10 protein-coding genes are annotated in these 12,421 nt (G+C 64.1%); 3 read left to right on the top strand and 7 right to left on the bottom strand.

Features of this window, described 5'->3' with window-relative positions; genetic code table 11:
- Positions 1–105: 105 nt before the first annotated feature.
- On the top strand, positions 106–1,782 hold the full coding sequence (locus tag LRP30_RS38030; RefSeq protein WP_249758131.1) for a mucoidy inhibitor MuiA family protein: 1,677 nt from the start codon (positions 106–108) through the stop codon (positions 1,780–1,782).
- A 156-nt stretch (positions 1,783–1,938) separates the two neighbouring features.
- On the opposite strand, the gene LRP30_RS38025 is transcribed toward LRP30_RS38030, so the two are convergent.
- The 5 genes from LRP30_RS38025 to LRP30_RS38005 form a co-directional block, all read right to left on the bottom strand.
- Positions 1,939–3,294: an esterase-like activity of phytase family protein gene (locus LRP30_RS38025; protein WP_249758130.1), complete on the bottom strand. Its 1,356-nt coding sequence runs from the start codon at positions 3,292–3,294 to the stop codon at positions 1,939–1,941.
- An 85-nt stretch (positions 3,295–3,379) separates the two neighbouring features.
- The gene (locus LRP30_RS38020; RefSeq protein WP_249758129.1) at positions 3,380–4,279 is read right to left on the bottom strand and encodes a carbohydrate ABC transporter permease; all 900 of its coding nucleotides are present in this window, start codon (positions 4,277–4,279) and stop codon (positions 3,380–3,382) included.
- Positions 4,272–5,228, bottom strand: a complete 957-nt coding sequence (locus LRP30_RS38015) for a sugar ABC transporter permease (protein ID WP_128936460.1) — start codon at positions 5,226–5,228, stop codon at positions 4,272–4,274. The genes LRP30_RS38020 and LRP30_RS38015 overlap by 8 nt, the downstream gene beginning before the upstream one ends.
- A gap of 140 nt (positions 5,229–5,368) precedes the next feature.
- Positions 5,369–6,718, bottom strand: a complete 1,350-nt coding sequence (locus LRP30_RS38010) for an extracellular solute-binding protein (protein ID WP_128936459.1) — start codon at positions 6,716–6,718, stop codon at positions 5,369–5,371.
- Between the two features lie 85 nt (positions 6,719–6,803).
- Positions 6,804–7,847, bottom strand: coding sequence for a C-terminal binding protein (locus LRP30_RS38005; protein WP_091888294.1), 1,044 nt, complete (start codon positions 7,845–7,847; stop codon positions 6,804–6,806).
- Between the two features lie 245 nt (positions 7,848–8,092).
- On the opposite strand from LRP30_RS38005, the gene LRP30_RS38000 reads away from it, so the two are divergent.
- Entirely contained in the window at positions 8,093–9,778 is a 1,686-nt protein-coding gene (locus LRP30_RS38000; protein WP_249758128.1) for a methyl-accepting chemotaxis protein, read from the top strand.
- Between the two features lie 116 nt (positions 9,779–9,894).
- Here the strand turns inward: LRP30_RS38000 and LRP30_RS37995 are convergent, their stop codons facing one another.
- Both LRP30_RS37995 and LRP30_RS37990 read right to left on the bottom strand, forming a co-directional pair.
- Positions 9,895–10,872 (bottom strand): tripartite tricarboxylate transporter substrate binding protein, encoded by a 978-nt coding sequence (locus tag LRP30_RS37995; protein ID WP_249758127.1) that lies wholly within the window; start codon positions 10,870–10,872, stop codon positions 9,895–9,897.
- A 98-nt stretch (positions 10,873–10,970) separates the two neighbouring features.
- On the bottom strand, positions 10,971–11,906 hold the full coding sequence (locus LRP30_RS37990; RefSeq protein ID WP_128936456.1) for a DMT family transporter: 936 nt from the start codon (positions 11,904–11,906) through the stop codon (positions 10,971–10,973).
- Between the two features lie 104 nt (positions 11,907–12,010).
- On the opposite strand from LRP30_RS37990, the gene LRP30_RS37985 reads away from it, so the two are divergent.
- A complete protein-coding gene (locus LRP30_RS37985) occupies positions 12,011–12,397 on the top strand; it encodes a DUF1330 domain-containing protein (protein ID WP_249758126.1) in 387 nt (128 codons plus the stop codon).
- Positions 12,398–12,421: the final 24 nt, after the last annotated feature.

Here is a 12,421-nt window from a genome sequence, read left to right as displayed (position 1 = left end):
ACCCCAATCGAACCAGTTCCTTCCCCGCCGCGTCTCATCACGATGGCGAGGTATCTGATCGCACGCGTCCGGCTGGCTGCGCGGCGATAATGGCAGGAGGGATTTATGCGCATCATCGCGAAATATTTGGCAACCACGAGCCTGGTCCTGGTGACCTCGGCCGTCGCGGTGCCGTCATGGGCAGCCGACGTGGACGCCAAATCCGCGATCGATACGGTCACCGTCTATCCCGATGGCGCCACCGTGACCCGCGTCATTTCGTTGGATCTCGCCTCGGGTGACTCGACGCTGGTCGCCAACGATTTTCCGCTCTCGCTCGATCCATCTTCCCTCCGCGTGGAAGGCGAGGCGGGCGCCAAGCTGACCATCGGCACGATCGACGCGCGGCCGCCGCGTACGGCGGCGCCCGTGAACCTGCCCGAGCTCGACAAGCGCATCGAGGCGCTCAGGGATCAGCGGGCAGACCTGCAAGGTGCGATCGACTCGGCCACCGCACGGCGCAATTTCGCGCAGCACTTCGCCGAAGCTTCGCCCGCCGGCCTCGGCGACAAGGGTGAAGCGCGGCCGATCACCGAATGGCGCGCGGCCTTTGCGGCGGTGGCTGAAGAGACCGCGACGGCGGACACTGCGATCCGCGATGCCACACGAAAACAGCGCGAGATCGATCGCCAGATCGCACAATTGGAAGTCGAGCGTTCGGCCAAGCCGCCGAGCAAGCTGGAGGTGCGGATCGACGTCGCCTCGGCCGCCGCGACGAAGGCGACGCTGCGGGTGACCTATGCCGTGCGCAACGCGCGCTGGCTGCCGCTCTACGACGCCCGGCTCGACACCGGCGCCAAGGACCGCAAGCCGCAGCTCGAGCTGGTCCGCCGTGCCGAGATCACGCAATCGACCGGCGAAGACTGGTCCAACGTCACACTCGGCGTCTCCACGGTGCGCATCGGCCGCGGCGGCAGCGCCCCGGAGCTGAATTCTCTGGTGGCACAATATCCGCAGGTGCCGAGGCCGCTGGCGCTCGGCACGGCCTCTGATTTGGCGCGGCCCGCTCCGATGGCACGCCAGATGCAGCCGCTGATGCCCAAAGTCGCGGAGGCTTCTGAGCCGCGTGAACGCGCCGAAGAACAGCAGGCGGTTGCCGAAATCGGCGACTTCCAGGCCACCTTCAGGATTCCCGGCCGCGTCAGCCTCGGTGCCGCCGAGGGCGCCAAGAGCCTCCGTATCGCTTCGGTGAATGTGCCCGTCGATCTGGCGGTGCGCGCCGCACCGGTGATGGACCCGACCGCCTTCCTCGAAGCCAGCTTCAAGCAAACCGACGATACGACATTGCTGCCTGGCAAGGTCGCGATCTACCGCGACGGCATCTTCGTCGGCCGCGGCAAGATCACGGCGTCGACCAAGGACGACATCGTGCGGCTCGGCTTCGGCGCCGATGACAAGATCAAGATCGAGCGCGCGGTGCTCAAGCGCAACGAAGGCTCGGCGGGTCTGCTGGTCACGACGTCGAAGACCGACGAGCGTTCATTCAAGACGACGATCCGCAATGGTCACGATTTCCCGATCAAGGTTGCGATCGAGGATCAATTGCCGGTCAGCGAGAACGAGGACATCGTGGTCGAGATGCTGCCCGCGACCACGCCGCCGACCGCGAGCAACATCCGCGACAAGCGCGGCGTGCTGGAATGGTCGTTCGACGCCAAGCCCGGCGAGGCCCGCGACATCAACTTCGCCTGGCGCATCCGCTGGCCGAAGGACAAGGGCATGGTGATCGTGCCGGCGGGGTAGGGAGTTTACGGTGCGATGTCATGTCCCGCCTAGCGCGCAATTGCGCACGGGGGCGGGCATCCAGTACGCTGAGGCCTAACGATCCAATCGCTGGCGCCGCGGCGTACCGGATCGCCCGGTCAAGCCGGGCGATGACTGCATTGATGGAGCGAGATCTCACTTCGCCTTCAGGAAATCCGCGACCTCGAGCAGCATGAACTCGTCGTCGTCGGCCTTGTTGGGGTCGCGGCTGGACGAGAATGGCAGATTGTTGTCGTTGCCGACAATGATGTGGGTGTCGTCAACGCGATCGACGTTCTCGATGGTGAAGAACGGGAAGGTGTAGACGCCGTCATTGAGCGGCTTCCTCGCCTTCTTGTCGGGATCCTGGATCTTCATCAGGTCAATATAGCCGATCTTGCGCGCGGGCTTGCCGACATTGGCGTCGCTGAGCTCGATCTTGTAGATGCGCTTGAACTTGGCGAGGTCCGGGAAGCAGTTCTCGCCGCGCTGACCTTGCGGGCAGGCCTTGTCGGCGGTGCCTTCGCCGTTGTCGCGCTCGATGACGAGGCCGGAGGCCGGATCGATCATGTTGAAGTCGCCGATGGCGTTGCCGTTCTGCTCGAAGACATACTGCCAGTAGCGGCCGGTGAACTTCTCGGCGGCGACGTCGAATTCGAGGATGCGGGAGGCTTCCTTGCCGTCGACCTTCTCCCAATCCTTCTTGTCGGTGTCCCACAGCGGCCCCTCGAGCAGGCCGTAGAGGAATTTGCCGTCCTTCGACGACGCAAAGCCTTCAAAGCCCTTGGAGCGGCGGAGGTTGACGTTGGTGTAGGTCGCGCCCGGCGCGCCCGGCGTTCCCACCGCCCAGTTGTCGGGCGAGCGCACTGGCTTGCCGTCGGCGACCGTCTCGAACACGCCGAGAATCTTGCCTGATTTGTCCGCCTTCAGGATGTAGGGGCCGAACTCGTCGCCGATCCAGAAGGTGTCGCCGATGATCTGAAAGCCCTCGGTGTCGAAGTCCGAGCCGGTGAGGTAACGCTTCTGCGTGTCCTCGTGCACGATGCGGAAGGGGACGCGTCTGTCGGGATCGTGCAGGAAGATGGTCTCCAGCCGCTCGATCTTGCCGCCCGCCCAATCCATCTTGTAGCGGTTCAGATACAGCATCGAATCCGGCGAGTTCGCGCGCGCGCCCATGCCGTTGTCGGTGATCACCCAGAACGTGCCGTCGGGCATGGTCTTGATGCCGGAATGACCCTGGAGCGGCTGGCCCTTGAACGGCAGCGACACGCCGGTCGCTCGCTCATAGGACTTGCCCATCACGGTGGCGAGTGCGTCGACGCGCTTGCCCGTGGTGTACTTGCCCGAGGTCTTGAGATCGGCGGGGGCGTCGACCGGTGCGTCGATGAACGAGGCGGCCGGCATCACCACGTGGCCGGCGAGCTTGGCCGGGAATTCACCTTCGCTCTGCGCGAGTGCTGCGCTCGCGGTGAGAATGATCGTTGCGACGGTGCTGAGAAAAGTCGCGCGCATGTGCGTCTCCTGTTGGCGGACGCACGCCTTATGCGGACGGCACGTTGCAGTTTTGTGAAGCCGGGCCAAAGGCCGCAGCGGCCGTCTACTCCTTGACCGCGCCTGTCAGCGACGACACGTAATAATCCACGAATAGCGAGTAGAAGATCGCAACCGGCAGCGAGCCGAGCAGCGAGCCCGCCATCAGCGCGCCCCACTGATAGACGTCGCCGGTGACGAGCTCGGTCAGGATCGCGACGGGCACGGTCTTGTTGGCGCCGCTCTGGATGAAGGCGAGCGCATAGATGAACTCGTTCCAGGACAGCGTGAAGGAGAAGATGCCGGCCGAGATCAGGCCGGGCACCGCCAGCGGCAGCGTAATCCGCCGCAGGATCTGGAGCCGCGTGGCGCCGTCGACCAGCGCACACTCCTCGAGCTCGTACGGGATCGACTTGAAGTAGCCGATCAGGAGCCAGGTGCAGAACGGCACCAGGAAGGTCGGATAGACCAGGATCAGTGCCAACGGTGAGTCGAACAGGCCGAACTGCACGACGACGGTGGCGAGCGGAATGAACAGGATCGACGGCGGCACCAGATACGTCAGATAGATGCCGAGGCCGACATAAGGACTGCCGCGGAAGCGCAGGCGTTCGATGGCATAGGCGGCCAGCGTGCTCGCGATCAGCGACAGCGTGGTCGAGCCGATTGCCACCAACATCGTCGTCCACAGCCAATGCGGATAGGCCGTGTTGAACAAGAGGTGCTTGATATGCGCCAGCGTCGGCGAGGAGATCCAGAACGGATTGTGCTCCTTGTAGTTCATCAGCTCCGCGTTCGGCTTGAACGAGGTGATCGCCATCCAGTAGAACGGGAACAGCAGGATGAGTACGAAGCAGCCGAGCGGCAGATAGATCATCATCAGCCGCCGCAGCCCGGAATCCCAGGCCATCGTGTCGGGCGCTGCCTTCGCGTCGGCGACAGCCGGTTGGGCGACAGTATCAGTCATTGCTCTCTCCCTGCTGCCATTTGCGGCGCGCCAGGCCGAAATAGGAGAACAGCGTCGCGAACACCAGGAACGGGATCATCGACACTGCGATCGCGGCACCTTCGCCGAGCTCGCCGCCGGCGATGCCGCGCTGGAAGGCCAGCGTTGCCAGCAGATGGGTCGAATTGCCGGGCCCGCCACGGGTGATGGCGTAGACCAACTGGAAGTCGGTGAAGGTGAAGATGATCGAGAAGGTCATGACGATGGCGAGGATCGGCATCATCATCGGGAAGGTGATGTAGCGGAAGCGCTGCCAGGCGCTGGCGCCGTCGAGCATCGCAGCCTCGTAGAGCGAGGGCGAGATGGTCTGAAGCCCCGCCAGCAGCGAGATCGCGACAAAGGGAATGCCGCGCCAGATATTGGCGGCGATCAGCGAGAAGCGCGCCGGCCAGGGCGAGCCGAGGAAGTCTATATTGCTGTCGCGCCAATGCAGCACGTCGACCAGCAGGTAGGAGATGATCGAGAATTGAGGATCGTAGATCCACCAGAACGCCAGCGCCGACAGCACGGTCGGCACGATCCAGGGCAGCAGGATGATCGCACGCAGCACGCTCTTGAAAGGAAAATGGTTGTTGAGCAGCAGCGCGAGCCAGAAGCCGAGTGCGAATTTCCCGAACGTTGCGATGCCCGTGTAGACCACGCTGTAGAACACCGCGTTCCACCACAGGGAATCGGTGAGCAGATACTGGAAATTCTCGAAGCCGACGTAGATGCCACGCCGGCCGATCGTGGTGTCGGTGAAGGCGAGCCAGACGCCGAGGCCGAGCGGATAGGTCAGGAAGACCGCGAGCAGCCCGATCGCAGGCGCCAGACACATCGCGATCAGGAACGGCTTGTAGTCGAACAGGCGTACCAGCCAGTTCGGCTGCCGCTGGGCCAGGGCGGGGGAGGAGAGGGTGGTCACGGACATCAGTTTGTTGTCCCGTCTGTGAAAGTCACTCCACCGTCATTGCGAGCGAAGCGAAGCAATCCAGTCTGTCTCCGCGGAGATAGTCTGGATTGCTTCGTCGCAAGTGCTCCTCGCAATGACGGCCGCTTTGTCGTCGCCCGTTACCGGTTTTGCCGCCGGAAGTACCGCTTGCAGCGTTGCTCGGCTTCTGCGGCAGCGGCCTCGGGCGTGGCGGCGCCAGTGGCAACGGACGAGAACATCTGGATCAGCACGTAGTCAGCGCTGACGGCACCCGTCGCCGTGGAGATCGGGCCCTTGTAGCCGTCATAATAGGTGCTGTTCATGGTGTCCTTGAACAGCTTCACCTTGGGATCCTGCGACCACACGGCGGCTTCGGCATAGGCGGCCAGCGGCTGTGACCAATAGCCGGAGTTGGCATTGAGCCACGGCTCGTACTGGTCTTTTTCAAGCATGTATTGCAGGAATGCCTTTGCCGCGTTGGGGTACTGGCTGTGCTTGAACACCATGGCGTTCAGCGTCAGGCCCGCCATCGGCGAGACCTTGGCCAGGCCCTTCGGCAGCAACTGATGTTCGCTGTCCTCGGCGATCGCCTTGGTCGCGGGGTCGTTCTTCAACGAGAAGTACAGCGAGACGCCGTTGGCGGTCAGGGAAATCTCCTGCGAGGAGTAGGCGCGGTTGTTGCTGACGTCGTTCCACGATGTCGTGCCGGCGATGAAGGTCGGGTAGAGCTGCTTGACCCAGTTCAGCGCGGCAATCGTCTCCTTGCTGTTGATGACGACGTTGCCGTCCTCGTCGAGCAGGGAGCCGTTGTGCGACCACAGCGCCCAGTTCGCAAAACCGTTGCCGTCGCCCTTGGCGTTGCCGAGCGCGAAGCCGGCCGGCTTGCCGGCCTTGTGCAGCTTCTGGCACAGGTCGACGATTCCGGCATGGTCTTCCGGCACCTTGTCGAAGCCGACCGATTGCAGAATCGACTTGCGGTAGATCAGGGGACCGGCGGTGGCGCCGAACGGCAACCCGATCCAGGCGTCGCTCTTGTTCTTCTTGCCGTAGCGCTGCGCCAGCGGCAGCCAGCCGCCATAACGCTTGCCGAGATAGTCGGCGACATCAGTCAGCTCGATCAGCTTGTCGATATAGATGTGCGGAGCATCGGAGAAGCCGATGATGATGTCGGGGCCGGCGCCGGAATTCGAGGTCACCGCGGTCTGCTGGTTGATGTCTTCCCAGCCGACGAAGTCGACCTTGACCTCGACCCCGGTCTCCTTGGTGAATTTTGCCGCATTGGCGCGGAACACGTCCTCGTCGGCCTGGACGAAACGCACCGGGCGCAGCATGCGCAAGGATGCGCCTTTCTCGATGTCGCGCTTGGGCGCCGCCACGTCGGCGGCCTTGATGTTGGATTGCGTTGTTTGCGCTGCAGCACCAGTGGCCGCGAGCGTTGCAGCGGACAGGCCCAGCGCCAAGGCATCACGACGCGTGATGTCGTTCCTCATCAGTTCCTCCCTAAATGTCTCCCTTCCCGGCGTTGATCGCCGGTGAAGGGCCGTTCCGGTTACCGGCGCCTTTTGCGCCGTCCGCCTAGCTGTTCGGTCCGCGATCCATGCTGACAGGCTGCCAGCGGCGGAGCGCGGTGCTTTGCAGCACCGACGGATTAACGCAGCTTACCGGCCACATGCCCTGAAGCACCAGTGACAATTCGTAGCCCACACGGCGCTTGCGCGCCTCGTCGAACCGTGCCGAGGCCGAAGCGACGTGGGCGGTCAGGGTCACGTTCTCCATGCCGAGCAGCGGATTGTTGTGCGAGGGCGGTTCCTTCTCCAGCACGTCGAGGGCGGCATGCGCGATCCAGCCTTCTTGCAGCGCCTTGATCAGGCTCTCCTCGTCCACCGTGGCGCCGCGGCCGGTGTTGATGAAGATCGAGCCCTTCTTCATCTGCCGGAAATGCTTCTCGGTCAGCATGTGATGCACCTCAGGCCGGGCGGGGGCATGCATCGAGACGAAGTCGGATTGCGACAGCACCTCGTTCAGCGTCGCCGGGATCACGCCGTGGTCGTACATCAGCGTTTCCTGGATGAAGGGATCATAGGCCATCATGCGCAGGCCGAACGGGGCTGCACGTTTCGCTACCGCACGCGCGACGCGGCCGAACGAGATGAAGCCGAGCGTCTGGCCCATTAGCCTCGGGATCTTGAGCAGCGCCGGCCGGCCCTCGGCCCAGCGGCCGTCGCGCACCATGCGGTCCTGCTCGACCAGGCGGCGGAAGCCGGCGAGCAGCAGCATCATGGCGTGGTCGGCGACCTCCTCGATGAAAGTGTCGGGGATGTTGGTGACGGGAATGCCGCGGGCGGTGGCGGCCTTGACGTCGACGCTGTCGACGCCGACCGAGCCGAGCGTGATGACCTTGCAACTCTCCAACGCGTCGATGATGGTCTTGGTGATCGGAATGCCCTTGGCATAGATGGCGTCGGCGTTCTTCGCGGCGGCGATGAAGCCGGCCTCGTCGGCCGGTGCTTCGACGATCTCGGCATCGATCGGATCGAGCGCCTCGCGCTCATAGGAATAATCGCTGCCCGCGACCGTGAAGCTCGCGCCCTTCGGCGTCACCACCCTGTATTTCGGCATTTTCTGCTCCCGATTTGGTTTCTTGTTGTGACCCGCCTTCGTGGCTGGCCTTTGCGTCTTTTACGCGAAATCGATGCGGTCGCGTACAATTCCCGGTTGTCGGTGTTGAGATAGGTTTTTGCGGCGGCGTGCGGGCTTCTACGGAGGCCCCGTAAGTAACTTGATAAGGCCTCACACATAAAAGTTGTTTCGATTTTGATCGGTCTGATCGCGTGCCCGTATCCCATTGTTGCCAGAGCCATCCCGTGAAATTGAGCAATCTGAAGATCGCCCCGAAGCTCGGCATTCTCGTCGGCGTCACCTTGTTCGGCCTGTGCATCTCCGGTGTCCTCGCCGGCTACCTGATGAAGCGCGAGATGGTGAACGCGCGCATCGACCAGACCAAGGCGATCGTCGAGCTGGCCCGCAACTACGCGGCCACGCTGGTGAAGCGGGTCAATGCCGGCGAGCTGACCAAGGACGCCGCGCTCGCCGAGCTGCGCCGCTACGGCAATGCGATGACCTACGACAAGGGCTCCGGCTATCTGTTCGGCACCACCTATGACGGCATCACGCAGCTCGCGCCCGATCCGAAGGTGATCGGCACCAACCGCATGGATGTGGAGACCAACGGTCGGAAGCTGTCCCGCGAGATCATGGATGGGGTCAGGGCGAATAGCGAGATCTTGCTGTTCTACGAATATGTGAAGCCCGGTCAGGCCAAGCCGATCCGCAAGCTCGGCTACGCCGTCGCAGTGCCAGGCTTCGAGATGTATCTCGGCACCGGCGCTTATCTCGAGGACATCGACGAGAGGATGGGTCCGGTCTATTGGCTGCTCGGCTTCGCCATGCTCGGCATCGTCATCGTTGCGGGTAGCGTCGCCTGGCTGATCGGCCGTAGCATCAGCCGCCCGCTGGCGCTGCTCGGGACCCGCATGAAGGAGCTGGCCGACGGCAAGCTCGAGGGCGACATCCCGGGTGTCGGCCGCGGCGACGAGGTCGGCGCGATGGCTTCGACCGTGCAGATCTTCAAGGACAACGCCGTTCGCATCCGCGACCTCGAAAAGACCGAGGCCGATGCCAAGGAGCGTGCCGCGGCGGAACGTCGCAGCGCGATGGAAGACATCGCCAACGACTTCGAACGCAGCGTCAACGGCATCGTCCGCTCGGTCTCCTCGGCCGCGGCCGGCATGCAGAGCACGGCGCAGTCGATGACCGCGACCGCGAGCGACGCCTCCTCGCGTGCCGCAACGGTCGGCGCTGCCTCGCAAAAGGCCTCCGGCAATGTCGGCACGGTTGCGGCTGCCGCCGAAGAGCTGTCGAGCTCGGTTGCGGAAATCTCCCGTCAGGTCACCCGCTCGACCGAAGTCGCGAGCCGCGCCGTCAGCGATGCCGAGCGGACCAACGCCACCGTGCAGGTGCTCTCGACCGGCGCCGAGAAGATCGGCGAGGTCGTCAAGCTGATCCATTCGATCGCCGCGCAGACCAACCTGCTCGCGCTCAACGCCACCATCGAGGCGGCACGCGCCGGTGAATCCGGCCGCGGTTTCGCGGTCGTCGCCTCCGAGGTCAAGGCGCTCGCCAACCAGACCGCGAAGGCGACGGAGGAGATCTCCGCGCAGGTCGCGGCGATGCAGACCTCGACCAGCGACGCGGTCACGGCCATCTCCGGTATCACCCAGACCATCGCCGAGATGAGCGAGATCACCGCCGGCATTTCCGCATCGATCGAGCAGCAGGGCGAAGCGACCCGCGAGATCGCCCGCAACATCCAGTCGGTTGCGGCGGGCTCGAGCGAGATCAACGCCCATATCGGCAGCGTCACCTCGGCCGCGGAAGCGACCGGCAGTGCGGCCAGCGACGTGCTCTCCAACGCCCGCGAGCTGGACAACCAGTCCGGCGCGCTGCGCAGCGCCGTCGACGGCTTCCTCGCCAAGGTCCGCGCGGCGTAGTCATAGGCGCGAAATGCGTAGGGTGGGCAAAGACGCGAAGCGTCGTGCCCACCTTCTTCTTTTTTGCGACGACCTAATGGTGGGCGCGCTACGCTTTGCCCACGCTACGAGACTGCCTACTGCTTCTCGATCTTCGCGTTCGTGATCAGCTTCTCCCACAGCACGAGCTGCTCGTTCACGAAGCTGCCAAGCTGCTCCGGCGTGCCGGAGAAGGCGTCCATGCCGAGGGTGGCGAGCTTGGCCTTGATCTCCGGATTCTCGACGATCTTCCTGATCTCGGCGTTGAGCCGCGTCACGATCTCCTTCGGCATGCCGGCCGGGCCGAAATAGCCCTGCCATGACGAGATGTCGAAGTCCGGCACGCCGGCCTCCTGCATCGAGGGCAGATGCGGTACCAGCGGTGAGCGCTCCTTGGTGGTGACCGCGAGCGCGCGCAGCGCGTTGCCGTTGACATGCGGCAGGCCGGTCAGGATGTCCACGAACATCATCGAGACGCGGCCGCCCATGACGTCGTTGAGCGCCGGCGGCGAGCTCTTGTAGGGCACGTGCAACAGGTCGAGCCCGGCATTGTGCGCAAAGGTCGCGCCCGACACGATCGCCGAGGACGAGCCCGAGGCATAACTCAGCTTGCCCGGATTGGCCTTGCCATAGGCGACCAGCTCGCCGACGGTCTTGGCCGGCACTTCCGGATTGATGACCAGCATGAAGGGCAAATCGCCGGTGCGCGCGATCGGCGTGAAATCCTTGACCGGATCGTAAGTGAGGCTCTTGAGCAGGAAGGGATTGGCCGAATGCGTGGTGTTGGTCGTCACCAGCAGCGTGTAGCCGTCGGGCGCGGCGCGCGCGACATAGGTCGCGGCGAGCATGCCGTTAGCGCCCGCCTTGTTCTCGATCACGATGCCGACGCCGAGCGCCTGCGACAGATGCTGCGAGATCAGCCGCGTCGTGGTGTCGGTGCCGCTGCCGGCGGCGAACGGCAACACCAGCGTGATGTTGCGGCTCGGATAATTGTCGGCCTGGGCCGTGGATGCGGCGGCGAGGCACAGTACGGCGGCGCCGATAGCACGCAGGTTTCGAATCAACACTGAAATCATGTCTGGACGTTCCCTCTTTTTCGTTGGCGGGGAACGTAGCTTGTCAAAACCGGATTCGAAAGATGGCCGTAGGTAGTGAACGTGTCCGCGCCGCGGAATTACTTCACCGCAGAACCCTGGCGCGAGGCGATCACGACGCCGGCGAGCACCAGCGCGTAGCCGATCAGGTGGAACGGCTGGAGCTTTTCGCCGAGCAGCAGGATCGCCAGCGCCGAGCCGAACACCGGCACCAGATGGAAGAATGGCGCGGCGCGGTTCGGGCCGATCAGCGCGACGCCGCGGTTGAAGAAGAGATAGGCCAGCGTCGAGGGAAAGATCAGGATGTAACCCAGCGTCGCCAGCGTCATCCCGTCGAATTGCAGCACGCGGCCGCTTGCCGCCTCCCAGATCGCGGTCGGCAGCAGCATGGTCGCGCCGCAGCAGGTGGTGAAGGAGAGAAATGAGAGCTGATGGATCTTCGGCCGCCGCGGGATGAAGGCGGAGTAGAGACCGAACGCCACCAGCGAGGAGGCGAACATGATGTCGCCCCTGTTGAAGCTGATGCTCGCGAGCGCGGCGAGATCGCCGCGCAGGATGATGATCAGCACGCCGGCAAGCGAGATCGCGATGCCGGCGAACTGCGCGCCGGTCAGCCGCACCCCGAACAGTACCAGCGACCACAGTGCCACGAACAGCGGACCTGCCGACTGGATCAGCAGCGCGTTCAGCGCTTCCGTGTATTGCATCGCCCAGTACGAGATCGCGTTGTTGAAGGCAAAGCCCACCAGCGACAGGAACAGCATCAGGGGCAGGCTGCTCCGCAAGGCGGGCCAGTCCCGCTTCAGATGCGGCCAGGCGAACGGCAGCAGGATCAGGAACACGCCGAACCAGCGGATCGTGGTCACGGTCAGCGGCGGCACATGCGCGCCGACATGGCGCGCGAGCACGATGTTGCCCGCCCAGAACAGCGAGCTCAGGCTGAGCAGCAGATAAGGCTGGTTGTTGAGCCAACTGGCCGGATTGGCGGCCTTTGGCGCGGGCGAAGCGATCGTCATTGGCGTTGATGGGAGCTTGCGCCGGATCGGCGTCGTGGCACAAGTCACGCGGCCGCAATGCTACAATGCAGGCATGAACCGGGGAGGCGCCTTTGGCGGTTAATATGTTGAACATCGAGGGCCTGGAACGGCTCGATCCAAACGCGCCGGTGGTTATGCTGAACCTGATGCGCTTCCACGCGCGTTCGCGCGACGGCAACGGCTCCGGCTGGGACGCTTATCTGCGCTACAGCGCCATCACCGTGCCGATGATCAAGGCGCGCGGCGGCACCTTGCTCTGGACCGGCGAGGCCAGGGCTGTCGCACTCGGACCGCAGGAGGGGAACGACTGGGATTTCGTCGCGCTGGTCTTCTATCCGTCGGTCACAGCCTTCCTCGACATGATGACATCGGAGGCCTACGAGATGCAGGCCGACCCGCATCGCGTCAACGGCTGCGCCGAGCACGTCATCATTGCCACCAGCGAAGCGTACAGCAAGTTGAAGGCGTGATCGTGCGCGGGCGGCGCTGCCTTC

It is taken from the genome of Bradyrhizobium sp. C-145 (genome assembly GCF_023375135.1).
Taxonomy (GTDB): Bacteria; Pseudomonadota; Alphaproteobacteria; order Rhizobiales; family Xanthobacteraceae; genus Bradyrhizobium; species Bradyrhizobium zhanjiangense.
The sequence above is the reverse complement of the archived record's forward strand: the minus strand, read 5'-3'. Positions and strand labels throughout refer to the sequence as shown.

Bases quoted from the DNA above. Each gene is read 5' to 3' on its own strand.
- LRP30_RS38015 (WP_128936460.1), bottom strand. From the start codon at position 5,228: ATGTCCGTGACCACCCTCTCCTCCCCCGCCCTGGCCCAGCGGCAGCCG.
- LRP30_RS38030 (WP_249758131.1), top strand. From the start codon at position 106: ATGCGCATCATCGCGAAATATTTGGCAACCACGAGCCTGGTCCTGGTG.
- LRP30_RS37990 (WP_128936456.1), bottom strand. From the start codon at position 11,906: ATGACGATCGCTTCGCCCGCGCCAAAGGCCGCCAATCCGGCCAGTTGG.
- LRP30_RS37995 (WP_249758127.1), bottom strand. From the start codon at position 10,872: ATGATTTCAGTGTTGATTCGAAACCTGCGTGCTATCGGCGCCGCCGTA.
- LRP30_RS38025 (WP_249758130.1), bottom strand. From the start codon at position 3,294: ATGCGCGCGACTTTTCTCAGCACCGTCGCAACGATCATTCTCACCGCG.
- LRP30_RS37985 (WP_249758126.1), top strand. From the start codon at position 12,011: ATGTTGAACATCGAGGGCCTGGAACGGCTCGATCCAAACGCGCCGGTG.
- LRP30_RS38005 (WP_091888294.1), bottom strand. From the start codon at position 7,847: ATGCCGAAATACAGGGTGGTGACGCCGAAGGGCGCGAGCTTCACGGTC.
- LRP30_RS38010 (WP_128936459.1), bottom strand. From the start codon at position 6,718: ATGAGGAACGACATCACGCGTCGTGATGCCTTGGCGCTGGGCCTGTCC.
- LRP30_RS38020 (WP_249758129.1), bottom strand. From the start codon at position 4,279: ATGACTGATACTGTCGCCCAACCGGCTGTCGCCGACGCGAAGGCAGCG.